The 24,313-nt window shown below is 64.1% G+C and carries 22 protein-coding genes; 8 read left to right on the top strand and 14 right to left on the bottom strand.

Going from position 1 to position 24,313, the window contains the following annotated elements; all coding sequences use genetic code 11:
• The coding region (locus tag AC1DXS_RS18910) for a winged helix-turn-helix transcriptional regulator (protein WP_477739015.1) at positions 1-143 on the bottom strand (143 nt) is incomplete at its 3' end.
• Between the two features lie 58 nt (positions 144-201).
• Here AC1DXS_RS18910 and AC1DXS_RS18905 point away from each other — a divergent pair.
• Positions 202-627, top strand: a complete 426-nt coding sequence (locus AC1DXS_RS18905) for a hypothetical protein (RefSeq protein WP_477739013.1) — start codon at positions 202-204, stop codon at positions 625-627.
• 498 nt (positions 628-1,125) lie between these two features.
• Here the strand turns inward: AC1DXS_RS18905 and AC1DXS_RS18900 are convergent, their stop codons facing one another.
• The 11 genes from AC1DXS_RS18900 to AC1DXS_RS18850 form a co-directional block, all read right to left on the bottom strand.
• Positions 1,126-2,079, bottom strand: coding sequence for a Bug family tripartite tricarboxylate transporter substrate binding protein (locus AC1DXS_RS18900; protein ID WP_477739014.1), 954 nt, complete (start codon positions 2,077-2,079; stop codon positions 1,126-1,128).
• A gap of 92 nt (positions 2,080-2,171) precedes the next feature.
• Positions 2,172-2,309, bottom strand: a complete 138-nt coding sequence (locus AC1DXS_RS18895; RefSeq protein ID WP_477739012.1) for a hypothetical protein — start codon at positions 2,307-2,309, stop codon at positions 2,172-2,174.
• 171 nt (positions 2,310-2,480) lie between these two features.
• Positions 2,481-3,473 (bottom strand): tripartite tricarboxylate transporter substrate-binding protein, encoded by a 993-nt coding sequence (locus AC1DXS_RS18890; RefSeq protein WP_477739011.1) that lies wholly within the window; start codon positions 3,471-3,473, stop codon positions 2,481-2,483.
• Positions 3,474-3,794: 321 nt separating this feature from the next.
• The gene (locus AC1DXS_RS18885; protein WP_477739010.1) at positions 3,795-5,048 is read right to left on the bottom strand and encodes a phenylacetate--CoA ligase family protein; all 1,254 of its coding nucleotides are present in this window, start codon (positions 5,046-5,048) and stop codon (positions 3,795-3,797) included.
• A gap of 10 nt (positions 5,049-5,058) precedes the next feature.
• The gene (locus AC1DXS_RS18880) at positions 5,059-5,871 is read right to left on the bottom strand and encodes an ABC transporter ATP-binding protein (protein ID WP_477739009.1); all 813 of its coding nucleotides are present in this window, start codon (positions 5,869-5,871) and stop codon (positions 5,059-5,061) included.
• Between the two features lie 139 nt (positions 5,872-6,010).
• The gene (locus AC1DXS_RS18875; protein ID WP_477739008.1) at positions 6,011-7,345 is read right to left on the bottom strand and encodes an ABC transporter substrate-binding protein; all 1,335 of its coding nucleotides are present in this window, start codon (positions 7,343-7,345) and stop codon (positions 6,011-6,013) included.
• Between the two features lie 126 nt (positions 7,346-7,471).
• Positions 7,472-8,548 carry a branched-chain amino acid ABC transporter permease gene (locus AC1DXS_RS18870; RefSeq protein WP_477739007.1) on the bottom strand — a complete coding sequence of 359 codons (1,077 nt, stop codon included), beginning with the start codon at positions 8,546-8,548 and terminating at the stop codon, positions 7,472-7,474.
• Between the two features lie 24 nt (positions 8,549-8,572).
• Complete coding sequence (locus AC1DXS_RS18865) at positions 8,573-9,502, bottom strand: branched-chain amino acid ABC transporter permease (RefSeq protein ID WP_477739006.1); 930 nt, start codon at positions 9,500-9,502, stop codon at positions 8,573-8,575.
• Positions 9,503-9,580: 78 nt separating this feature from the next.
• Positions 9,581-10,363 (bottom strand): ABC transporter ATP-binding protein, encoded by a 783-nt coding sequence (locus AC1DXS_RS18860; protein ID WP_477739005.1) that lies wholly within the window; start codon positions 10,361-10,363, stop codon positions 9,581-9,583.
• A 348-nt stretch (positions 10,364-10,711) separates the two neighbouring features.
• Entirely contained in the window at positions 10,712-12,658 is a 1,947-nt protein-coding gene (locus AC1DXS_RS18855) for an AMP-dependent synthetase/ligase (RefSeq protein ID WP_477739004.1), read from the bottom strand.
• 145 nt (positions 12,659-12,803) lie between these two features.
• Positions 12,804-13,994, bottom strand: coding sequence for an ABC transporter substrate-binding protein (locus tag AC1DXS_RS18850; protein ID WP_477739003.1), 1,191 nt, complete (start codon positions 13,992-13,994; stop codon positions 12,804-12,806).
• A gap of 199 nt (positions 13,995-14,193) precedes the next feature.
• Between AC1DXS_RS18850 and AC1DXS_RS18845 the strand changes: the two genes are divergently transcribed.
• Complete coding sequence (locus tag AC1DXS_RS18845; protein ID WP_477739002.1) at positions 14,194-14,940, top strand: Crp/Fnr family transcriptional regulator; 747 nt, start codon at positions 14,194-14,196, stop codon at positions 14,938-14,940.
• On the opposite strand, the gene AC1DXS_RS18840 is transcribed toward AC1DXS_RS18845, so the two are convergent.
• Complete coding sequence (locus tag AC1DXS_RS18840; protein ID WP_477739001.1) at positions 14,937-15,584, bottom strand: HD domain-containing protein; 648 nt, start codon at positions 15,582-15,584, stop codon at positions 14,937-14,939. The two genes, AC1DXS_RS18845 and AC1DXS_RS18840, sit on opposite strands and share 4 nt — an antisense overlap.
• Entirely contained in the window at positions 15,584-16,210 is a 627-nt protein-coding gene (locus AC1DXS_RS18835) for a pyridoxamine 5'-phosphate oxidase family protein (protein WP_477739000.1), read from the bottom strand. Before AC1DXS_RS18835 ends, AC1DXS_RS18840 begins: the two co-directional genes overlap by 1 nt.
• 242 nt (positions 16,211-16,452) lie before the next feature.
• On the opposite strand from AC1DXS_RS18835, the gene AC1DXS_RS18830 reads away from it, so the two are divergent.
• From AC1DXS_RS18830 to AC1DXS_RS18805, 6 genes are all read left to right on the top strand, one after another.
• Positions 16,453-16,551, top strand: a complete 99-nt coding sequence (locus AC1DXS_RS18830) for a potassium-transporting ATPase subunit F (RefSeq protein WP_477738999.1) — start codon at positions 16,453-16,455, stop codon at positions 16,549-16,551.
• Entirely contained in the window at positions 16,551-18,350 is a 1,800-nt protein-coding gene (gene kdpA / locus AC1DXS_RS18825; protein ID WP_477738998.1) for a potassium-transporting ATPase subunit KdpA, read from the top strand. The genes AC1DXS_RS18830 and kdpA overlap by 1 nt, the downstream gene beginning before the upstream one ends.
• Positions 18,351-18,373: 23 nt before the next feature.
• Positions 18,374-20,464, top strand: coding sequence for a potassium-transporting ATPase subunit KdpB (gene kdpB / locus AC1DXS_RS18820; protein WP_477738997.1), 2,091 nt, complete (start codon positions 18,374-18,376; stop codon positions 20,462-20,464).
• Between the two features lie 15 nt (positions 20,465-20,479).
• The gene (gene kdpC / locus AC1DXS_RS18815) at positions 20,480-21,052 is read left to right on the top strand and encodes a potassium-transporting ATPase subunit KdpC (RefSeq protein ID WP_477738996.1); all 573 of its coding nucleotides are present in this window, start codon (positions 20,480-20,482) and stop codon (positions 21,050-21,052) included.
• A gap of 95 nt (positions 21,053-21,147) precedes the next feature.
• The gene (locus AC1DXS_RS18810) at positions 21,148-21,399 is read left to right on the top strand and encodes a hypothetical protein (protein ID WP_477738995.1); all 252 of its coding nucleotides are present in this window, start codon (positions 21,148-21,150) and stop codon (positions 21,397-21,399) included.
• Positions 21,400-21,589: 190 nt separating this feature from the next.
• Positions 21,590-24,298 carry a DUF4118 domain-containing protein gene (locus AC1DXS_RS18805; protein ID WP_477738994.1) on the top strand — a complete coding sequence of 903 codons (2,709 nt, stop codon included), beginning with the start codon at positions 21,590-21,592 and terminating at the stop codon, positions 24,296-24,298.
• The last annotated feature ends 15 nt before the right edge of the window (positions 24,299-24,313 follow it).

Raw genomic sequence — 24,313 nt, 5'->3', positions numbered from 1 at the left:
TAGCTGGGCTCGCTCTCTTCCGATCGCAGGTGCTTCTTCACTGTGTTGCGAGCCAGGCCTGTACGCCTTGAGATCTCGCGGATGGACATCTGATCCCTCAATGCCCATCGCCTGATGACATTCAATGTCGCCACGTCTATCACTCCTAATTTCCCCTGCTTTTAAAACAAGCAGGGTAGTGCCTACGTGGGTCAGTTTTGGATGGAAATTACTGCGCTAAGTGGGTCAGATTTCGACGGAATTCAACACAACGTGGTCTATGACAAAGGGCGCGAACCGTGGGCATCCATGGTCTGGCTTTCGAAGTTCCGAAACCGCGTCGCACACGCAAAGCCTGAGCCGATTAAAACCGCACAGGTAATGACCGAAGCCGAATACCAAACTTCTAACATCGGACACCCACAGTCAAAGCTCGAAGACGACCTGACCATAAGGAATGCCGAGAAGGCAGTCACCCGTATAAAACAAGTTATTGACACGCTCGCCGACACATTGCCACCGGAACAGAAATGGGGATTGGTGGTGGACATGTCCCACGGTAGCGCCATCCTGATCAAAGACACCATACTTCGGGAGGCAAAACCAAGCCCAAGAAATCGTCCCCAACGCGAAGAGTTTGACCCATGATTCGCATGTGAGATGAGAGTGGCCTAGCGCCTTTCTTTAGGGAGTACCAGTACCTACCTCGTCACGTGTTCGGGTGTTAACGAGGTGCCGCACTTTGGACAAGACGGCCGTATCTCAGCAAAAAGAACATTGGGACCAGCGTAGTTTCCAAATTGTTTCAAATCTCGAAGGCTGGTACTCGACCACATTTTTGAATATGGTTGATCATTCTCGCTTTCAACAATCGCGCCTTGATGCCCGCATGGGCACGCTAGTTTTGTGACTGTACGCATCGTCATGCTATTCACCTTTAAGTCATTGCGGTGTTGAGCTGCGTCGAAGTCTGCTCATTTTCCCACTGAATCATGATCTGTATTCTTTGTGAGCAGAAGGTGCTCACGATGTGGACAAATTCTTAATCTTCTCTCTTATGGGCTGAGTGCGTGGATCTGCTCACAGTGCGCCACTGTTTCTGGGGCAATTTCTTGTCAAGTGGCCAATAAAAATTCCAGCAGTTGCCTAATCCACCTTCGCCCCAGAAGCCTTCACCACCTGCGCCCACTTCTTGTGCTCGGCATTGATAAACGCCGTGAACTGTGCCGGCGTATTGCCGCTCGGAATCGCGCCCTGGGCGAGTAGTTTTTCTTTCATCGCCGGCGTGCCCAGCGCTTTCGAAGCTTCCTGCTGGATGCGGTTCACGATGTCGGGTGGCGTGCCCGCGGGGGCGAGCAGGCCGAACCAGGAGCTGGCGTCGTAGCCTTTGAGGGCGGGGCCGCCGGCTTGTTCCAGGGTGGGAATGTCGGGCAGGGCGGCTGAGCGTTCTGAGCTGGTGACGGCCAATGCTTTCAATTTTCCGGACTTGATGAGGGCCATGGAGGAGGGCAGGTTGTCGAACATGACGTCCATGTCGCCGCCCACGAGCGCCAGCAATGCAGGGCCGGAGCCGCTGTAGGGGAAGTGGGTCATGTAGGTGCCGCTCATGGTTTTGAACAGCTCGCCGGCCAGATGGATGGAGGTGCCGTTGCCGCTGGAGGCCATGTTGAAGGTGCCGGGTTTGGCTTTGGCGGCGCGTATGAAGTCGGTGACGTTGTTGATGCCGGCGGCTTTGGCTTTTTCGGTGTTGACGACCATGACGTTGGGCACGCCGGCGACGAGGGTGATGGGCGCAAAGTCTTTTTGCGGGTCGTAGGCCATCTTGCTGTAAAGCGATTTGTTGATGCCGTGGGTGCCTACGGTACCCATGAGGAGTGTGTAGCCGTCGGGTATGGATTTGGCGACGATGTCGGCGCCGATGTTGCCGCCGGCGCCGGCGCGGTTTTCAACGACGAAGGGCTGGCCGAAGGCTTTGGAGAGTTCAGGCGCCATGGCGCGGGCGAGGATGTCGGTAGTGCCGCCGGGGGCGAAGGGGACGACGATTTTGACGGGCTTGGTGGGCCAGCTGGCAGTCTGGGCCCAGGCCGAGGGCGTGGCCATGAAGGTGCTGAGGGCGGCGAGTGYGGTGGCGAAGAAGGTGGTGGTGCCGCGCAGAAGGGATTTGTTGTTGATCATCATCATGAAGTCTTTTTTCAGGGGATGGCCGGCAGGCGGCCGGGGGTCGCATGAAGATAGCGTCCGCAGGCGGTCACTTCAAGGGGGTTAAACCCTGGACTTTTTTGGATTGCTTTTCTTTTTCTCTTCTCTTCATCTGCGGAAATCTGCGTCATCTGTGGATAAAAAATTCATCCGCAGATTGCGCAGATTGCGCAGATTTCCGCAGATGAAAGAAAGAGAGAGACATCAAGAATGTCTTTGCCTTTGTTTGCATCCTCTGCGGATACAAAAAAGCCGCCCGGCGTGAACCGGGCGGCTTGGCGGTCAAATCAGTGAGACGTCGATCAGTCGGCGAACTTGCCGGCGGCTTCGATCACGGGCTTGAGCTTGTTGATCTCGGAGATGACAAAGGCTTTGTGGGCGGCGGGGTCGACGCGCTTGTCGGTCACCACCACGGCGCCCAGGCCTTCCTGCTTCTTGATGAAGTCGGGGTCTTTGAGTGCAATCTTCAGGGCGTTGTTGAGCTGGGTCAGCACGGCCGGGGGCGTGCCCTTGGGCGCGTAGAGGCCGTGCCAGATGGTGAGGTCAAAGCCCTTGAGGCCCATTTCCTGCAGCGTGGGGTAGTCCTTGAGCAGCTTGTTGTTGCTCAGGGGCTTGGCGGTGGTGACGGCAAAGGCTTTGACGCGGCCGGCTTCGATCTGGCCGGTGGTGTTGGTGGTCTGGTCGCACATCATGTCGACCTGGCCGCCGACCAGCGCATTCATGGCGGGCGCGGTGCCGCCGAAGGGAATGGTGGTCATCGCGTCTTTGGCCTTGATGGCCGATTGCCACATGAGGCCGCACAGGTGCGATGCGGAACCGAGGCCGGCGTGGGCGATGTTGAGCTTGCCGGAGTTGGCGCGGATGTAGTTCTCAAAATCGCGGTAGTTGTTGGCGGGCAGCTGCGGCTTGCCGATGATGGTCATGGGCACTTCGTTGATCATGCCGAGGTACTCAAAATCGTCGGGCATCTTGTACGGCAGCTTGCGGTACAGGGCGGGCGCGGCGGCCATGCCGATGTGGTGCACCAGCAGGGTGTGGCCGTCGGGGGCGGCGCGTGCCACCTTGGCCACGCCTATGGTGCCGCCGGCGCCGTTGACGTTCTCCACCACGAAGTTGGCGCTGCCGCCCATGGCCTTGCGCATGGCTTCGGCCAGGTCGCGAGCGACGCGGTCGGTCGGGCCGCCGGCCGCGAAGGGCACCACCAGGCTGATGGGCTTGGAGCTGGGGAAGGCGGTTTGCGCGTGCGCGGCAAACACGGTGGTTGCGGCGGCGGCGAGGACTAACAGGCGTTTCATGATGAGCGTCTCCTTGTATCTGAAGGCGCCAAGTTTACGGTCCCCTTACCGCCCCAACATCGCGGGAACTACGTAAGGGCAAGCCCCCGGTCACCCCTGTACAGGCTCACTGCGTGTAGCCTGCTCCCCCCTCAAGGGGACGGGCGCCTGGGGCCGGCAAAGCCGGACCCGCGGCCCCCACTGGTGAATACCTCCACCACTCCTCGTACCCACAGAACTCTTCAACCAAGCAGGGGCCGCGGAACCGGCTTTGCCGGGCCGCAGGCGCAGCGGCCCCCTCGGGGGGCAGGAAGCTACACGAAGTGAGCGACCGTGGGGGCTCTACTTGTAACTTCTTGCATCCTCAATAACCTTGCCATCGTTGGGGAGACTGCCGGGTGCCAGCAGCTGCACGGTGCCGCGCAGCTTGGTCACGTCGCGTATGGCCTCGCTGATGCGCTGGTCCAGCCCTTCGGGGGTGGACGCCGCTTCAACCTGGAAGTGCATGCTGTCGTTGGCCATCTCGCCGCTCACCACCAGCCTGGCCTTGAGCACTTCGGGAAAGCGTTTGGTGATGTCGGCGACCTGGCCGGGGTGCACAAACATGCCGCGCACCTTCACGGTCTGGTCGGCCCGGCCCATCCAGCCCTTAATGCGGGTGTTGCTGCGGCCGGTGGGGCAACTGCCGGGCAGCACGGCCGAGAGGTCGCCGGTGCCGAAGCGGATCAGCGGGTAGTCGGGGTTGAGGGTGGTCACCACCAGCTCGCCGACCTCGCCTTCGGCCACCGGGTCGCCGGTGCCGGGCCGCACGATTTCCACGATCACGCCTTCGTCCAGCACCAGGCCTTCGCGGGCTTCGGTTTCATAGGCGATGAGGCCCAGGTCGGCCGAGGCATAGCACTGGTAGGCGGCGATGCCGCGTTCGGCAAACCAGTCGCGCAGGCTGGGTGGGCAGGCTTCGCCCGAGACCATGGCGCGCGTCACGCTGGGCAGGCCGATTTTCATTTCGGCGGCTTTGTCGACGATGAGCTTGAGAAAGCTGGGCGTGCCCACATAGCCGGCGGGCTTGAGTTCGGCCATGGCCTGCACCTGCTGCTCGGTCTGGCCGGTGCCGCCGGGGAAGACGGTGCAGCCCAGCGCATGGGCGCCGCTTTCCATCATGGCGCCGGCGGGCACGAAGTGGTAGCTGAAGCAGTTGTGCAGCAGCTGCCCCGGCCTGAAGCCGGCGGCGTGCAGGGCGCGTGCCATGCGCCAGTAATCTTTGCGCGTGCTGTCGGGCTCGTAAATCGTGCCGGGGCTGGCAAACACGCGCGGCATGCCGGCGCCATAGCGCAAGGCGCTGAAGCCGCCAAAAACATCCCCCCCCGCGTCGCGCGCCGCCTGCTGGCGCGCCAGCAGCTCGTACTTGCGCGTAACCGGCAGCCGCGCCAGCGCGGCGCGTGTGGTGACGGCTGAGGCGTCCACGTTTTTAAGAATCTCGGCAAAAGCCGGAGCATGGGCTTTTGCATGCGCGACCTGCTGCGGCAGCGCGGCGAACTGGGCGGCTTCGCGGTCGGCGTGCGGCCGGTGTTCCAGGGTGTCGAAGAAGTTGCTCATGTCCCTGTCCTCAAGCCAGCCAGCGTTTGCGGCGTTTATAACTTTTGACGTCTTTAAAACTCTTGCGTTCGCCGCCGCCGACGCCCAGGTAAAACTCCTTGACGTCCTCGTTGTTGGCCAGGTCGGAGGCCGCGCCGTCCATCACCACGCGGCCGCTTTCCATGATGTAGCCGTAGTCGGCGTACTTGAGCGCCATGTTGGTGTTCTGCTCGGCCAGCAGGAAGGTGACCTTCTCTTTCTGGTTCAGGTCCTGCACGATGTTGAAGACCTCTTCGACGATCTGCGGCGCCAGGCCCATGGAGGGTTCGTCCAGCAGCACCATGGAGGGGTTGGCCATCAGCGCGCGGCCAATGGCGCACATCTGCTGTTCGCCGCCCGAGGTATAGGCCGCCTGCGAGGTGCGCCGGGTCTTGAGGCGCGGAAAGTAGTTGTAGACCTTCTCGAGGTTGGCCGCGACTTCGGCCTTGCTTGCGCGGGTGTAGGCGCCGGTCAGCAGGTTTTCTTCAATCGTCAGGTGGGCAAAGCAGTGCCGCCCTTCCATGACCTGCACCACGCCGCGTTTGACCAGGTCGGCCGGCGAGAGGTTTTCGATGCGCTCGCCGCGCAGTTCGATGGAGCCTTTGGTGACCTCCCCGCGCTCGCCCTTGAGCAGGTTGGAGATCGCGCGCAGCGTGGTGGTCTTGCCCGCGCCGTTGCCGCCCAGGATGGCGACGATGCGGCCCTGCGGCACTTGCAGCGAGACGCCCTTGAGCACCAGGATGACGTGGTTGTAGATAACCTCGATGCCGTTGACGTTGAGAACGATGTCGGGTGAGTCACTCATGTGTGGTGTGTCCGTTTGAACCATTGCGTTTTGAGCCAATTGAAAGAGCCTGGGTGCCGGCCTCTGAAGGCCCTTTCAATTGGCGGCTCCGGGGAGCCGCCGCCCTCCCGCCGCGGCGGGAGGGGTGGTCAAGCCACTATCAGGATTGGCAGTCGGCCGGTGTGCGCGCCGTCAGTTTTTTCTCGGTCGCGTACTTGGCGGCGGTGCTCTTGACCAGGGGCTTGATCACCTGTTCATCGGCCTGCAGCCAGTCGGAGGTGAACTTCCACTCCTTGCCGTCCCAGGTGTGGATGCGCGCCCAGGCCGAGCCCATGTGGTCGGTGCAGGAGGTGCTGATGGGCCGCATCACGCCGGCAAAGCCGAGTGCGTCCAGCTTGGCCTGGGTCAGGTTCAGGTTTTCCAGGCCCCAGCGGACTTGTTCACCCGTCATGATTTTTCCCTTGCCGAAGCGCTCCTGCGCGGCGCGCAGGCCTTCCACGCCCAGCATGGCGCTCATGGCGCCGCGCATGTAGAGCACCTGGCCGACTTCTTCTTTCGGGCCCGTGCCCTGGCCCTTGCCGTGCACCAGGGTCAGCATGTCTTTGGCCAGCTTGGAGTTGGGCTCGGCGCCGTGCTGCATGGTCACGGCGTTGTAGCCCTTGGCGCCGTCGGCCACGTCTTTCACGTCAGGCTCGGCGCCGGCCCACCACACGCCGTACATCTTCTCGCGCGGGTAGCCGGTGGCTTGCGCTTCCTTGATGGCGGTGGTGTTCATGATGCCCCAGCCCCACAGCGCCACATAGTCGGGGCGCGACTGGCGGATTTGCAGCCAGGTGGCTTTCTGCTCGACGCCGGGCGCGGTCACGGGCAGCAGTTGCAGCGTGAAGCCGTGCATGGCGGCGCGCTCCTGCATCAGCGGGATGGGCTCCTTGCCGAAGGGCGAGTCGTGGTAGACCAGCGCGACGCGCTTGCCCTTGAGCTTGTCGAAACCGCCTTCCTTCTTGGCGATGGCCTGCAGGATGGCATCGGCGGCGACCCAGTAGGTGCCGGCGATCGGGAAGTTCCACTTGAAGATGGAGCCGTCGGCGCTTTCGCTGCGGCCGTAACCCACGGTCACCACGGGGATCTTGTCGACCGGTGCTTTTTCAGTGATGGCGAAGGTGGCGCCGGTGGACAGCGGCTGCACCAGGGTGGCGCCGCCGTTCTTGCCCTTCAGGCGTTCATAACATTCCACGCTGCGCGCGGTGTCGTAGCCGGTTTCGCATTCCTCGAACGAGATCTTCACGCCGTTGATGCCGCCGCGCGCATTGACCAGCTTGAGGTAGTCCACATAGCCGTTGGCCCATGGCACGCCGTTGGGCGCGTAAGGCCCGGTGCGGTAGGACAGCACCGGGAAGAACTGTTCCTTGGCCTGGGCGAATGCGCTGGTCGTCACAAGGGACGAAGCGCCGGTGGCGAGGATTGCCACCGCCAACATCACATTACGAATCTTCATTGTTGTCTCCTGGAAAATTTATAAACACCGCGAAAAAAGGGGCACCTCAGTAAACGACCTAACCATCCACCGCGCATCGGTGATTTCGAGTAATCCTTAACCCTAGGGCCGGCGCACCACAAGGCCTTAGTGGGGAAATGGCCATAGCCTGAGTTTTTGCTTCCCGACAGCCCACAGCTTGGCCAAGCCGTGCGGCTCGACGATCAGGAACCACACAATCAGCCCGCCGAAAATCATCAGCTCCGCATGCGAGATGCCGGCGGTGGAAATCGAGATGCCCAGCCAGCCCGCCAGCACCGGCAGCAGCTGGCTCAGCACAATCGGCAGCACCACGATAAAAGCCGCGCCGAAGAAGCTGCCCATGATGGCGCCCATGCCGCCGATGATCACCATGAACAGCAGGCGGAAGGAATAGTCCACCGAGAAGGCTGCCGGCTCCCAGGCGCCCAGGTAAATGAAAGCCCACAGGCCGCCGGCGATGCCGATGATGAAGGAACTGACCGCGAAGGCGCTGAGCTTGGCGTACATGGGGCGTATGCCGATGACCGCGGCGGCCACGTCCATGTCGCGAATCGCCATCCACTCGCGGCCTATGGCGCTGCGCACCAGATTTTTGGCCAGCAGGGTGATCACCACCACGATGGCCAGGCAGAACAGGTATTTGCTGAGGGCGCTTTCAATGGGCAGGCCGAAGACCTGCAGGTTGGACACCGACACCGAGCCCGAAGGCGTGTCCATGGTGAACCACTTGATGCGCAAAAACATCCAGTCGCTGAAGAACTGCGCGGCCAGCGTGGTCACCGCCAGGTAGAGCCCCTTGACGCGCAGGCTGGGCAGCCCGAACAGGATGCCGAACAGCATGGCGCACAGGCCGCCCAATATCAGCGCCGGAATCAGCGGCATGCCGGGGATGCGCACAAAGAAGTTGTAGGCGCCGTAAGCGCCCACCGCCATAAAGGCGCCCGAGCCCAGCGAGATCTGCCCGCAATAACCGACCAGGATGTTGACCCCGACAGCCGCCAGCGAAAAGATCAGGAAGGGAATCAGGATGGCGCGGAACAAATAGTCGCTGGCCAGCAGCGGCACGGCGATAAAGGCAAAGGCCAGCAGCAGGCCTATGGCGATGCGGTCCTGCAGGATCGGGAAGATCTGCTGGTCGGACCGGTAGCTGGTTTTGAATTGGCCGTTTTCTCTGTAGAACATGGTTTTTCTTTAGGTAAAAGCGGCTCAGACGCGGTCAATGATCTTCTCGCCAAATAGGCCCTGAGGCCGAACGAGCAAGACGCACAAGGCAAGAACATACGCAAACCAGATCTCGATGCCACCGCCGACGTAAGGGCCGAGAAACACCTCCGCGAGTTTTTCACCAACGCCCAAAATCAACCCGCCCACAATCGCACCAGGCACCGAAGTCAGGCCGCCCAGAATGACCAGCGGCAGCGCCTTGAGCGCCAGCACCGAGAGTGAAAACTGCACGCCCAGCTTGCTGCCCCAGATCACGCCGGACACCAGGGCCACAAAACCCGCGACGCTCCAGACGATGACCCAGATGCGGTTCAGCGGTATGCCTATGGACTGGGCGGCCTGGTGGTCGTCGGCCACGGCGCGCAGCGCGCGGCCGGTGCTGGTGTACTGGAAGAAGGCGGCCAGCGCCGCCACCAAGGCGGTGGCGATCAGCGCGGCGACCAGGTCTTCCTGGTTCACCAGCAGGCCACCCTGGAAGACGCTGTCAAGCAGGAACATCGGGTCCTTGGGCATGCCCACATCGATCTTGTAGATGCTGGAGCCGAAGATGGTCTGGCCGAAGCCGTCGAGGAAGTAGGAAATGCCCAGGGTCGCCATCAGCAGCGCGACGCCTTCCTGGTTCACGAGTTTCCCGAGCACCAGTTTTTCGATCAGCCAGGCGACCACCACCATGATGGCCAGCGCGGCTGCGAAGGCCAGGGCGTTGTTGATGAACTTGCTTTCCAGGCCGGTCCACTGCGGAATCCATTCGGAAAAACGCGCCATGGCCAGCGCCGCGAACAGCACCATCGCGCCCTGCGCGAAATTGAAGACGCCCGAGGCCTTGTAGATCAGCACAAAGCCGAGTGCGACCAGCGAATACAGCATGCCCGACATCAGGCCGCCAATAATGGTTTCCAGGAACGAACCCATCACTTGCCCCCTTTGCTTGACGGGGACATCGTGGGTTGCGATGGGCGCTGTGATTTCATTTGAGTGTTGTCATCCATGTCAGTGGCTCGTTCCGAGGTAGGCCCGGATCACGTCTTCGTTGTTGCGTACTTCGTCAGGGGTGCCGTCGCCGATTTTTTTGCCGTAGTCGAGCACGACCACGCGGTCGGAGATGTCCATCACCACGCCCATGTCATGCTCGATCAGGACCACGGTGGTGCCGAATTCGTCGTTGACGTCGAGCACAAAGCGGCACATGTCCTGTTTTTCCTCGACGTTCATGCCGGCCATGGGCTCGTCGAGCAACAGCACCTGCGGCTCCATGGCCAGGGCGCGGCCCAGGTCCACGCGTTTTTGCAGGCCGTAGGGCAGCTGGCCGACGGGCGTCTTGCGGTAGGCCTGGATTTCCAGGAAGTCGATGATTTTTTCGACCGCCTCGCGGTGTTTGATTTCTTCTTTTTCGGCCGGGCCTATGCGCAGGGCCTGCAGCAGCAGATTGCTTTTGATCTTGAGGTTGCGGCCCGACATGATGTTGTCGAGCACGCTCATGCCCTTGAACAGCGCCAGGTTCTGGAAGGTGCGCGCCACGCCCATCACGGCCACCTGGTGGCTGTTCATGTGCTTGAAGGTCTGGCCGCGAAAGGTGATGGAGCCCTGCTGCGGCGCATAGACGCCGTTGATGCAGTTGAGCATGGAGCTTTTGCCGGCGCCGTTGGGGCCGATGATGGCGCGTATCTCGTGCTCCTTCACATTGAAGGAGATGTCCGACAGGGCCTTGACCCCGCCGAAGTTCAGGGTGATGTTTTTGACGTCGAGAATGACGTCGCCGATTTTCTTAGCCAAGGCAAGGTCCTTTCACCGCAGAGGCGCGGGGAATTCCGTATTGCTCCTTCCCCCGCTGGGGGAAGGTTGGGATGGGGGCCGGCAGCGATCGATTCCCAGCCTCGTGTTGACTCGAAGGACCGGGGAGCCCCCATCCCTGCCTTCCCCCAGCGGGGGAAGGAGCAAAACCTTGGCGGGCTATGAGTTGGTCGTGCCATCTCTGCCGCCTTAGCACCCTCCCCCGCTGGGGGAGGGTGGGGGTGGGGGCCGGTCGGCCTTCAAATGTGCGCGGCGAAATGTCAGGCGCCGATGACCCCCATCCCCGCCTTCCCCCAGCGGGGGAAGGAGTGAGCACGCCAAAGTGCGAATTCATGCTGCGGCCTTCACAGGTGCAAAGGTCTGGGTGTCACTGATCTTGAGCGTCGCGCTCACGCTGCCGCTGCGGCCGTCTTCAAACTTCACGACGGTCTCAATGAACTGCTCGGCCTTGCCGCCGTAGAGCGCATCGATCAAGGGCTGGTATTTGTCGGCGATAAAACCGCGCCTGACCTTGTTGGTGCGTGTGAGTTCGCCGTCGTCGGCGTCCAGCTCCTTGTGCAGCACCAGGAAGCGGCTGATCTGCGAGCCGGCCAGCAGGGCGTCGACGCTGAGGTCGGCGTTGACTTTCTCGACGCATTCCTTGATGAGCTGGTAGACCTCGGGTTTTTGCGCCAGGTCGGTGTAGCCGGCATAGGGCAGGTTGCGGCGCTCGGCCCAGTTGCCCACGGCGTCGAAGTCGATGTTGATCATCACGCAGACTTTCTCGCGGCCGTCGCCGTAGGCCACGGCTTCCTTGATGTGGGGGAAGAACTTGAGCTTGTTCTCCACATACTTGGGCGCGAACATGGCGCCGTCGTTGGCGCCGCCCTTGATGCGGCCCACGTCTTTCACGCGGTCGATGATCTTGAGGTGGCCGCTGGCGTCGATAAAGCCGGCGTCGCTGGTGTGGTACCAGCCGTCGGCGTTCAGCACCTCGGCGGTGGCGGTGGGGTTTTTGTAGTATTCCTTGAGCAGGCCGGCGGACTTGACCAGGATTTCCCCGTTGTCGGCCACCTTGATCTGCACGCCGCTGATGGGCACGCCTACCGTGTCGGCGCGCGCTTCGTTGTCCGGCTGCAGGCACACAAACACGGCGGTTTCCGTCGAGCCGTACAGCTGCTTGAGGTTGATGCCGATGGAGCGGTAGAAGGTGAAGAGATCGGGGCCTATGGCCTCGCCGGCGGTATAGGCCACGCGCACGCGCGAAAAACCCAGCGTGTTGCGCAGCGGGCCGTAGACCAGCACGCTGCCCAGCGCATACAGCAGCCTGTCCATGCCGCCCACGGGTTTGCCGTCCATCAGCGCCGGGCCGGCGCGTTTGGCCACGCCCATGAAGTAGCGGAACATGCCGCGCTTGATGCGGCCGGCGTCTTCCATGCGGATCATCACGGTGGTCAGCAGGCTTTCGAAGATGCGCGGTGGCGCGAAGTAATAGGTCGGGCCGACTTCTTTCAGGTCGATCGTGACCGTGCTCGCGCTTTCGGGGCAGTTGACCACATAGCCGCAGGCCAGCCACTGTGCGTAGCTGAAGATGTTCTGGCCGACCCAGGCCGGCGGCAGGTAGGCCAGCACTTCCTCGCCGGAGGTGAGTTTGTCGAAATCGGCGCCGGCCTTGGCGCGGTCCAGCAGGGTGTTGTGCGTGTGGACCACGCCTTTGGGGTTGCCCGTGGTGCCCGAGGTGAAGAACATCGCGGCCACGTCGTCGGGGCGTGCTTTTTCGACCTCGGCCTTGAAGAAACCCGGCTGCGCATTGGCCACACCGCGGCCTGTTTCCAGCAGCGCGTCGAGCGACTGCAGGCCGGCTTCGGCATAGTTGCGCAGGCCGCGCGGGTCGTCATAAACAATGTGGGCCAGTTGCGGGCATTGGCCGCGTATCTCGAGCAGCTTGTCGACCTGCTCCTGGTCTTCCACCAGCGCCAGGCGCACGTCGGCGTTGTTGATCGGGAAAATGCATTCGGCGCCCACCGCGTCCTGGTACAGCGGAATGGGGATGGCGCCCAGCGCCTGCGCGGCCAGCATGGTGGCGTACAGGCGCGGCCGGTTGGCGCCGATGATCACCATGTGCTCGCCGCGCTGCAGGCCCAGCTGGTGCAGGCCGCAGGCGATGTGCGCCACCAGCTGCGCCATGCCGGACCAGCTGTGCGCCTGCCAGATGCCGTACTCTTTCTCGCGCATGGCGGCGTCGCCGGGGCGCTCGGCCGCGTGTTTGAGCAGCAATCGTGGGAACGTGGTCTGCATTCGCTTCTTGTCTCCGTTCTGTGCGGTTTTTTCGGGAACACCGCTGGTATGGAACGAATAGTAGGACCGGCTTTGACGCTATGGTGTCATTGCGACGACAATTTCCGGGTAAGTCCTACTGGGGTGTCCCCGGGGGGCGGCCGGTTTATCGGATAAAGCGCCCGTCGCGCGAAACCATGGTCAGTTCGACGAAGCGCGAGGCGTTGCGGGCCGAGTCGCTGAAGCTCACTTCAAAGCCGCCCAGGTCGTAGCGCTTGAGGTTCCAGGTGTTGTCGATGAAGGCGGCGCGCGTCGGGTTCTTGCCGGCGCGGCGCAAGGCTTCGGCAAACACGCGGGCATTGATATAGCCCTCCAGCGCCAGGTGCGAAGGCTCCAGCGTGACGCCGGCCGCCTTCCAGGCCTGCTGGAATTCACGCACCATGGGCACCACGGTATTGCCCGGCAGCGGCACCACCTGCGAGACCGCGATGCCGGTGGCGTCGTCGCCCATGGCCTTGAGCGTGGCGGCCGCGCCCATGATGGACAACGCATACAGCGACAGCCCCTTGCGCTGCGCGCGTATCGCCTTCACGAAGTCGATGGTCGGCTTGCCGGCCAGGCCCACCAGCACGGCCTCGGGGTTGGACGCCGCGATTTTTTCGGCCGCGGGGGCTGCGTCGGCGGCGTTGTTTTCCRCGGTGACCGTCGCGGTCGCCTCCAGCTTGTGCTTGGCCATGGAGCGCTGGGTGGCGTCGAAGACCTCTTTGCCGAAGGAGTTGTTCTGGTAGACGATGGCGATGCGCTTGATGCCGATGGTCGCCAGGTGCTGCACCAGCTGCTCGGCTTCGTCGGCATAGCTGGCGCGTATGTTGAAGACGTTGCGCGCATTGGCCGGCCGCGCCGACAGCGCGCCCGAGAACGGCGCAAAGAAGGGCATGCCCGACTCGATCACCTGCGGCAGCATGGCCTCGATCATGGGCGTGCCCATGCAGTTGAAGAGCGCGAAGTTGCTTTTGTCGTCGATGAAGCCCTTGACGTTGCCCAGCGCGCGCTTGACGTCATAGCCGTCGTCGGCCACCACCAGCTCTATGGGCCGGCCGTTCACGCCGCCTTTGGCGTTGATGCCGGCAAAGCAGGCCTTGGCGCCCTGGTGCATGGCCTGGCCCAGCTCGCCCAGCGGCCCGCTCAGCGCGATGGATTGCGCGATGCGCACCGGGCCGCTGTCTTGCGCATGCGCGGGCCCATACAGGGCGGCGGGCACGGCGGCGAGCGCGCCCAGCATGCGGCGGCGCGTCAGGCCGGCGCGGGCGCCGGTGAGTGATGAATCGGTTTTCGGGAAGCTGGAATCGGTGTTCATGGGGCTTGTCTCCTGGTCGTTATGGGCTTGTTATGTGTTTGCGATGCGCGCGTGACGGCGCTTGCCGGCCTGTCTCCGCGGGGCAGATGCTATGCTTTGGAAGCGCGGCCAACTGTCTGTGCGACGACAATCCAAGGGTTGCGCCCGCCCGGACTTTCCCTGATCCGCCACCCCCGTTTCTTGCTTGAACATTGCGAGCATGGCCACCGAGTCAGCCCTTCACCAGCGCCGCAGGACGCCCACGCCGGACGAACTGCGCGGCATTCCCTGGCTGCCTTTGCTGCTGCCGGAGGAGCGCGCACGCGCGGTGGCGGTGCTGCAGGTCGGTGATGCTTCACCGGGCGACTATGTGTGCCGTGTCGGCAAGCCGGTGACCTACTGGTTCGGCGTGGTGGAGGGCCTGCTCAAGATGAGCAGCGACAACGCCCAGGGCATGACCATGACCTTCGCCGGCCTGCCGCCCGGCGGCTGGTTCGGCGAAGGCACGGCGCTCAAGCGCGAGCCCTACCGCTACAACATCCAGGCGCTGCGCAAGAGCGTGGTGGCGGGCTTGCCGATCGACACCTTTCACTGGCTGCTGGACCACTCCATCGGCTTTAACCGCTTTGTGATGAACCAGCTCAACGAGCGGCTGGGCCAGTTCATCGCGGCGCGCGAGATCGACCGTATGAACAACCCCGACATCCGCGTGGCGCGCAGCCTGGCCGCGCTGTTCAACCCCGTCCTGTATCCGGGCGTGGGCCAGATGCTGCGCATCACGCAGCAGGAGATGGCCTACCTGGTCGGCCTGTCGCGCCAGCGCGTGAACGAGGCGCTCAGCGCCCTGCAGGCGCAAGGCTTTATCCGCATCGAATACGGCGGCCTGCGCGTGCTGGACCTGGAGGCGCTGCGCTCCAGCGTGTTTGCGGGCAAGGACGAGGCCCCCGCCCCGCGCGCGAAGGCCTAGCCGCCAAGACCGGCGATAGCCTGGCGCAGGTTGTCCCGTGCGCGGGCTTCCAGCGCGGCCTGGAAATGCGGCGTGCTGTAGATGGAGGGCCGATCGAGGAAGGCGCGCAGAATCTCGCCGCGCTTCTGGCGAAACTGGGCTTCAGGCACAAAAGCGTATTCCTCGCGTATCTGCTCTTCGTATTCGGCAAAGCGCTGCGGCAAGGCGCCGAGTATGGACAGGTCGATGTCCACCAGCAGCTGGGCATCGGGCGTCACCGGCAGCGCGCTGTGGCAGGTGGCCATGATCAGGTCGTCGACCCGCTGCACGGCGGCCGGTGCCGCGCCATGGCTTTGCAAAATGGTGCGCATCCAGTCGGCGCTCTGGCGCTCGTTGTCATGGCGCTGGGTATCGTAAATCCCGTCATGGAACCAGAGCGCGATTTCAACTTCCCCCCGCTGTTCGGCCAGGTGGCCGCTAGCGTCGAAATGCGCGAGGCATTCCGCAAGGTGCTGCAGCGTGTGGTACTTGCGGTGCGGCTCTGAATAGCGCGCCAGCAGCTGGTCAAACACGGCGCTGGTGATGGTTCGCGGCACGAGCGCGCTGGTGCAGCGCCGCCAGGAGCGGGACAGCAGGGCCAGGGATTCAGGGCTGGGGCTTGTCATCAGTAGAGGGTGGATTTTTGCCGCGCGGGCAGTTCGCGGTCATACTTTTCGCCGTCGATGGCCGCCGCCGTCAGCGCCTGCAGCATGGCGCCGGGTGTGGGCACATCGGGCCGGGCTGGCGGCACGGCCTGCCAGAGTTTGGAGCGCTGCAGGGCCCGTGCGCACTGGAAGAACACCGACTCGACGCTGATCACCAGCACGCAGTGCGGCGGCTTTCCCTCCATGGCAAAGCGCTGCAGCATCTCGGGCGCGACGCTGATGCGGGCGGTGCCGCACACGCGCAATGTCTCGCCGACGCCGGGAACGAAAAAAATCAGCGCCACACGCGGGTCGGTCAACAGGTTACGCAGGCTGTCGATGCGGTTGTTGCCGCGGCGCTCCGGCAGCAGCAGGGTTTTGTCGTCCTGGATGGCCACAAAGCCCGGCGGGTCGCCGCGCGGCGAGGCATCGAGCCCGCCCGGCCCTGATGTTGCCAGCACCGCGAAGGGCGAGGCCTTGATCAGGTCCTGGTAGGCCGGGTGCAGGTAGTCCACCTCCTTTTTGAAGGAGGCTTCACCGACGGTGCCGAACAGCGCTTCGAGCTGCGGCAGGCTGGTGATGGTGTGCGGGTCTATTTCGGCGTTCATGAGCGTGACTGTATTCCATATGGTCGAGCGGATTCAGAACCCCGGATATTTACGCTTTCTTTATACCGGCCCCCTGTCTTTCATCCCCGTTTTTACACGCCGAATCGGACACTTTCTCCATCGTTATTGCTGGAGAAGATCATGGATCTTGCGTTTATGGTTGGCGCCGCCGCCCTGTGGGGTGTGATGGTCCTGCTGGTCTGGGGCTTTGAGAAGCTCGAAAAACCCGAAGGGGGCCGTTCATGATTCCCCTCGAAGTCTTGTACGGCTTTGGYGGCGTCTGCGCCATCGTGCTGCTGACCTACCTCGTGTATGCGCTGATCTGCGCCGAGGAGTTTTGATGAACGCCTCAAGCTGGAGCCTGCTGGCTCTCTTTTTGGCTGTACTGCTGGTCACCGCCTGGCCGCTGGGCTTGTGGCTGGCGCGCATTTATTCTGGCCAGCTTCCCGGCTGGATGCACAAGCTCGAAGCGCCGTTGTACCGGCTGGCCGGCACCTCGGCCGACACGAGCATGAAATGGTCGCAGTACGCGCTGGCCTTGCTGGCCTTTAATGCGCTGGGTGTGGTCGCCGTTTATGCCTTGCAGCGCCTGCAGCTGTGGCTGCCGCTGAACCCGGCCGGCATGGCGGCCATCTCGCCCGATTCGGCGTTTAACACCGCCATCAGCTTTGTCTCCAACACCAACTGGCAGGGCTATGCCGGTGAATCGACCATGAGCTACCTCACGCAGATGCTGGTGCTGGCGGTGCAGAACTTTTTCTCGGCCGCCACCGGCATTGCCGTGGTGTTCGCGCTGTTCCGCGGTTTTGCCGCGCGGGCTACCGGTGCCATCGGCAATTTCTGGGTGGACATCACGCGGGTCACGGCCTGGCTGCTGCTGCCGCTGTCGCTGGTGTTTGCGATTTTCCTGGTGGGCCAGGGCGTGATCCAGAACTTTGACGCTTACAAGGACGTCAGCACGCTCGAAGCCACCAGTTACCAGCAGCCCAAAAACGGCGCTGACGGCCAGGCCCTGAAAGACGACAAGGGCAATGCCGTCATGGAAGACGCCAAGACCGACAAGCAAACCCTGGCCATGGGCCCGGTCGCCTCGCAGGAGGCCATCAAGATGCTGGGCACCAATGGCGGCGGTTTCTTCAATGCCAACTCGGCCCATCCGTATGAGAACCCGACGGCGCTGAGCAACTTCTTCCAGATGCTGTCCATCTTTCTGATTCCCGCGGCGCTGTGCTTTGCCTTTGGCCGCGCGGTGGGCGACACACGCCAGGGCTGGGCCGTGCTGGCCGCGATGACCTTGATCTTTGTGGTGGCCGTGGTGGCCATCACGCCCGCCGAGCAGGCCGGCAACCCGCTGCTGCCGCCCCTGGGCGTGGACCAAACCGCCAGCGCGCTGCAGGCCGGCGGCAATATGGAAGGCAAGGAAACCCGCTTCGGCATCAATGCCTCCAGCCTGTTCGCGGTCATCACCACGGCGGCGTCGTGCGGCGCGGTCAATGCCATGCACGACTCCTTCACGCCGCTGGGCGGCATGGTGCCCATGGTGATGATGCAGCTGGGCGAGGTGGTGTTCGGCGGCGTAGGCACCGGGCTTTACGGCATGCTGATTTTTGCCATCCTCGCGGTGTTTATCGCCGGCCTCATGATTGGCCGCACGCCCGAGTACCTGGGCAAGAAGATCGAGTCGCACGAGATGAAGCTGACTTCCATCGTCATCCTGGTCACGCCCATCCTGGTGCTGGCCGGCACGGCGGTGGCGGTGCTGGCCGGCGCGGGCAAGGCCGGCATTGCCAATCCGGGCGCGCATGGTTTTTCGGAAATCCTTTATGCGCTGACATCAGCAGGCAACAACAACGGCAGCGCCTTCGCGGGCCTGTCGGCCAACACGCCGTTCTACAACACGCTGCTGGGCATTGTCATGTGGCTGGGCCGCTTCGGCGTCATCGTGCCGGTGCTGGCGATTGCCGGTGCGCTGGCCGCCAAGAAACGCCTGCCGGTCACGGCCGGCACCATGCCCACGCACGGCCCGCTGTTTGTGCTGCTGCTGATTGGCACGGTGCTGCTGGTGGGCCTGCTCAATTACGTGCCGGCCCTGGCGCTGGGCCCGGTGGTCGAGCATTTGATGCTCTGGCCCGCCCATTGAACCGCCGCGAAAGAGAAATCGATATGAACACCCAAAAACCTTTTGTGCTGCTGGACCCGGCCTTGCTCAAGCCCGCCATCGCGGCTTCGTTCACCAAGCTGAGCCCGCGCGTGCAATGGCGTAACCCGGTGATGTTAGTTGTCTACATCGGCAGCATCTTCACCACCTTGCTGGGCCTGCAGGCCTTGCAGGGCCAGGGCGAGGCGCCGGCGGGCTTTATCTTTGCCGTGGCGATCTGGCTGTGGTTCACCGTGCTGTTCGCCAACTTCGCGGAAGCATTGGCCGAAGGCCGCAGCAAGGCGCAGGCCGCCTCGCTGCGCAGCCTCAAGAAAAGCACCTGGGCCAAGAAGTTCAAGGAAAGCAACAGCAAGGTCTTCCACGGCACGGCCTGGCTGCCCGAGCAGGCCGAGAACCTGCGCAAGGGCGCGGTGGTGCTGGTCGAAGCCGGCGACATGGTTCCGCTGGACGGTGAAGTCATCGAAGGTGTGGCCTCGGTCGATGAAAGCGCCATCACCGGCGAATCGGCGCCGGTGGTGCGCGAGTCGGGCGGCGACTTCTCGGCCGTGACCGGCGGCACGCGGGTGCTGTCCGACTGGCTGGTGGTGCGCATTGTGGTGAACCCCGGCGAGTCCTTCCTGGACCGCATGATCAGCATGGTCGAGGGTGCCAAACGCCACAAGACGCCCAATGAGATCGCGCTGACGATTCTGCTGGTGGCGCTGACCATTGTTTTCCTGGTGGTCACGGTCACGCTGCTGCCTTACTCGGTGTTCAGTGTGCAGGCCGCGGGCGCGGGCACGGTGGTCAGCATCACGGCGCTGGTGGCCCTGCTGGTCTGTTTGATCCCGACCACGATTGGCGGCCTGCTGTCGGCCGTGGGTGTGGCCGGCATGAGCCGCATGATGCAGGCCAATGTGATTGCCACCTCGGGCCGCGCGGTGGAAGCCGCCGGCGACGTGGACGTGCTGCTGCTGGACAAGACCGGCACCATCACCCACGGCAACCGCCAGGCTTCTTCCTTTCTGCCGGCGCCCGGCATGACCGGCGCAAAACTGGCCACCGCCGCGATGCAGGCCTCCATGGCCGATGAAACGCCCGAGGGCCGCAGCATTGTGGCTTTGGCTCAGCGCATGGGCGCCAGCGAGCCGCTTGTGGGAGAGAGCCACGAGGTTCCCTTCACCGCGCAGACACGTATGAGCGGCATGGACCAGTTGCGCCCCGACGGCAGCACACGCCAGCTGCGCAAGGGCGCGGTCGACGCGATACGCAAACATGTGGAGGCGCTGGGCGGCAGCGTGCCGGCCGAGGTGATGCGCGCGTCGGATGAGGTCTCGCGCCGCGGCAGCACGCCGCTGGCGGTGGCCGACGGTGCCATGGTGCTGGGCATTGTGGAGCTCAAGGACATCGTCAAGGCCGGCATCAAGGAGCGTTTCGGCGAGCTGCGCCGCATGGGCATCAAGACGGTGATGATCACCGGCGACAACAAGCTCACGGCGGCCGCGATTGCCGCCGAGGCGGGTGTCGACGACTTCCTGGCCGAGGCCACGCCCGAAGACAAACTGAAATTGATACGCCAGTACCAGGCCGAGGGCCGCCTGGTGGCGATGACGGGCGACGGCACCAACGATGCGCCGGCCCTGGCCCAGGCCGACGTGGCGGTGGCCATGAACAGCGGCACCCAGGCCGCCAAAGAGGCCGGCAACATGGTGGACCTGGACTCCAACCCCACCAAGCTGCTGGAAATTGTGGAGACCGGCAAGGCCTTGCTGATGACGCGCGGCTCGCTGACGACGTTCTCCATCGCTAACGACGTGGCCAAGTACTTCGCCATCATCCCGGCGATTTTTGTGAGCACCTACCCGCAGCTGGCCGCGCTCAATGTGATGCGCCTGGGCAGCCCCTCGACGGCGATCCTGTCGGCGGTGATCTTCAACGCGCTGGTCATCATGTTTTTGATCCCGCTGGCGCTCAAGGGCGTGAAGTACCGCGCCGTGGGCGCCGCCACGCTGCTGCGCCGCAATCTGCTGATCTATGGCCTGGGCGGCCTGGTCGTGCCTTTTATCGGCATCAAGGCGATTGACCTCGTGTTGGTGGCCCTGAACCTCGCGAACTGATCCCAAGGAAACTCTATGTCAAACATTCTCAGACCCGCACTTGTGATGTTCACCGTGCTGACCCTGGCCACCGGTGTGGCTTATCCCCTGGTGGTGACCGGCGCTGCGCAGTCGCTGTTTCCGTCGCAGGCGGGAGGCAGCCTGGTTGTTCGCGACGGCAAGGCCGTCGGCTCCGCGCTGATCGGGCAAAACTTCAGCGATCCCAAAAACTTCTGGGGCAGGCCTTCGGCCACCGGCCCCATGCCTTACAACGCCGCGGCTTCCAGCGGCTCCAACCAGGGCCCGCTCAATCCCGCGCTGGTCGACGCCGTCAAGGGCCGCATTGAAGCACTCAAAGCGGCAGACCCCGGCAATACCGCACCCGTGCCGGTGGACCTGGTCACGGCCTCGGCCAGCGGGGTGGACCCGCACATCAGCCCGGCTGCGGCGCGCTACCAGACGGCCCGCGTGGCGAAGGCGCGCGGCTTGCCGCTCGAGAAGGTTCAGGCCCTGGTCGTGCAGCACACCGGGCAGCCCTTGCTGAGCTTTCTGGGCGAGGCCCAGGTCAACGTGCTGCAGCTCAATCTCGCTTTGGAGGCTCTTCGCTAAGAGACATCAACATGGCCTATGCCGCTTACTGTGATTCGTTTGGGTTAACGCCGTCCCTGTCCGTGCCGCGTCCGGGCGCGACGAGGTGGGTCGTGATGGATGTCACCGTGCACAGCCGTGATGCCCTGTGGGTGCGGCGCGCGCTGGTGAACTGCGTGGGCGCCGGCATTTTGCGCTGCATTCCCCAACTCGATAAGCACCAGGTGCGGCTGGAAATTCGCTTGCCTGCGCATAGCACGGCCGAGGTGATGGATTGTGTGATGGCCAGCGTGCCCGATGGCGTGATAGGCCCGCTGGTCTCCTGGCGCCGCCACCTGCAGCGGCATGGGCTCGGTCATGGACTCTGATCACCTGCGTGCCCTGTGCGCGCTCGTTGCTGTCATCGCGCCCCTGGCCCTGGCCTGGTGGATCGCCGGCCGCAGCGACAGCCGCAAATCCGGCCCGCCGCAAGAGGACGGTCCGGATGCACGGAAAGAGCGCCCCCGGTGTTACCCTTTGCGCAGAGACCTTTGAGACCCTTGAACACACCCTGACGGCATGGCCAGTTTTCCCGATTCCCGCCCTGACCCCGACGAACTTCTCGACCGCCTGCGTGGCGAGGAGGAAAAAGCGCGGCGCGGTCGTTTGCGTATTTACTTCGGCGCCAGCGCCGGCGTGGGCAAGACCTACGCCATGCTGAGCGCCGCGCAGCGCGAGCGCAAGGCCGGGCGCGACGTGCTGGTCGGCGTGGTGGAAACCCATGGCCGCAGCGAAACCGTGGAGCTGCTGGCCGGGCTGGCGCAACTGCCTTTGCGCGAGGTGGCCTACCGCGGGCGCACGCTGAAGGAATTCGACCTGGACGCGGCGCTGGCGCGCAAGCCGGCGGTGCTGCTGGTGGACGAGCTTGCGCACAGCAATGTGGAGGGCTCGCGCCATGCCAAGCGCTGGCAGGACGTGCACGAGCTGTTGGRGGCCGGCATCGACGTCTGGTCGGCCGTCAATGTGCAGCACCTGGAAAGCCTGAACGGAACGGTGGGCGCCATCACCGGCATACGCGTGCATGAAACCGTGCCGGACACGGTGCTGGACGGCGCCGATGAAATCATCCTCGTTGACGTCACGCCCGACGAGCTGATGGCGCGGCTCAAAGCCGGCAAGGTTTATATGCCGCAGCAGGCCGAGCGCGCGGCGCAGAATTTTTTCCGCAAGGGCAATTTGATCGCGCTGCGCGAGATTGCGCTCAGGCGAACGGCCGAGCATGTGGAAGACGACGTGCGCAGCTACCGCGTCGAGAAATCCATCACCCCGGTCTGGAACACCGAAGGCGCCATCCTCGCCTGCATAGGCCCGCGCGAAGGCGCCGAGCAGACGGTGCGCGCGGCGGCGCGCCTGGCCGGCCAGCTCAATGTGCGCTGGCATGCGGCCTATGTGGAAACGCCGCGCCTGCAGCTGCTGGAGGTCGCCAGCCGCGACCGCATCCTGGCCGTGATCCAGCTGGCCGAAGAGCTGGGCGCGGCCACGGCGGTGCTGACGGGCGGTGATGCCGCCGCCGCGCTGGTGGGCGAGGCGCAGCGGCTCAATTGCGCGACGCTGGTGGTGGGGCGGCCGCAGCTGCCGGGCTGGCGCGCCCTGTGGAGCGGCCCGAGCATGACGCGCCGGCTGGCCGTGCTGGCGCCCACGCTGGACATTGTGGAGGTGGGCCACGCCGACAGCGCGCGGCGGCTGGCGCGCGCGGTGCAGCGCTCGGCCGATGACGACGAGGCCGCGGCCTGGCGCGGCAAGCTGGCCGGTTATGGCTGGGCGGCGGCCGCCAGTGCGGTCATCACCGTTCTGGCCCACCCCTTGCTGAATTTTTTTGACCTGGCCAACATCGTCATGCTCTTCCTGCTGGGCACGGTGCTGGTGGCGCTGAAGTTCGGGCGCGGGCCGGCGGCGCTGGCCGCCTTCCTGAACGTTGCGGCCTTTGATTACTTCTTTGTCGCGCCGCGCCTGTCTTTTGCCGTCAGCGACGTGCAGTACCTGGTGACCTTCGGCGTGATGCTTGTGGTGGGCCTGCTGACCGGCCAGCTCACGGCGGGCCTGCGTTTCCAGGCGCGCATCGCGGCCAGCCGCGAGCGCCGGGCGCAGTCGCTGTTTGAGCTCACGCGCGACCTGTCGGCGGCCTTGCTGAGCGAGCAGGTCGTGGAACTCGGCGAGGCGGCCGCGCGGCGCAACTTCGGCGGGCAGGCGCTGGTGCTGGCGACCGACGGCCACGACCAGCTGCTGCCGCCTGAAACACCACCCGGGGATTTCGACGCCAGCGTGGCCGACTGGGTGTTTCGCAACGAACAGCCGGCCGGGCTGGCCACGGCCACGCTGTCGGCCCAGGCCTGGCACTACCTGCCGCTCAAGGCGCCCATGCGGGTGCGCGGTGTGCTGGCTGTCAAGCCGGCGCAGGCGCGCTGGCTGCTGATTCCCGAACAGGTGCAGCAGCTGGAAACGCTGGCGCGCCAGGTGGCGATCGCTTTGGAGCGTGTGCACTATGTGGACGTGGCCCAGCAGGCGGTGGTGCAGATGGAGTCGGAAAAACTGCGCAACATGCTGCTGGCCGCGATTTCGCACGATGTGCGCACGCCACTGACCGCGCTGACGGGCCTGGCCGATTCACTGCAGCGCATGGCGCCGCCGCTCAGCGATGAGCAGTCGCAGGCGGCGCGCGCCATTGCCGGCGAGGCGCGCCATCTGAGCGCGCTGGTCAACAACCTGCTGGACATGGCGCGGCTGCAAAGCGGCGCGGTCAATTTGCGCAGCGACTGGCAGTCGGTCGAGGAGATCGTCGGCTCGGCAATACGCCAGGCACAGCATGCGTTGGGCGGCCGGGCCGTTGTGACGGCGCTGCCGGCCGACCTGCCGCTGGTGGAGTTTGACGCGGTGCTGATGGAGCGCGTGCTGGTCAACCTGCTGGAGAACGCCGCCAAGTACGGCCAGCCGCCCATAGAGCTCAGCGCGGAGGCGACGGAGCAGGCGTTGCGCATCACGGTGCGGGACCACGGGCCCGGCCTGCCCGCAGCGCTCAAGGGCCGCGAGCATGAGCTGTTCGAAAAGTTCACGCGCGGCGAGGCCGAGTCGGCCACGCCGGGGGTGGGCCTGGGGCTGGCGATTTGCCAGGCGGTGGTGCAGGCGCACCGCGGGCAGATCACAGCAGGCAATGCTGCGGGCGGTGGTGCAGAATTCAGCATCACCCTGCCGCGGCGCCCGCCGCCCCAGGGCCTGCCCGAAACCGCCTGATCCCCTTTTTCTTTA

This window comes from Polaromonas sp. P3_B1, assembly GCF_056402935.1.
The sequence above is the reverse complement of the archived record's forward strand: the minus strand, read 5'-3'. Positions and strand labels throughout refer to the sequence as shown.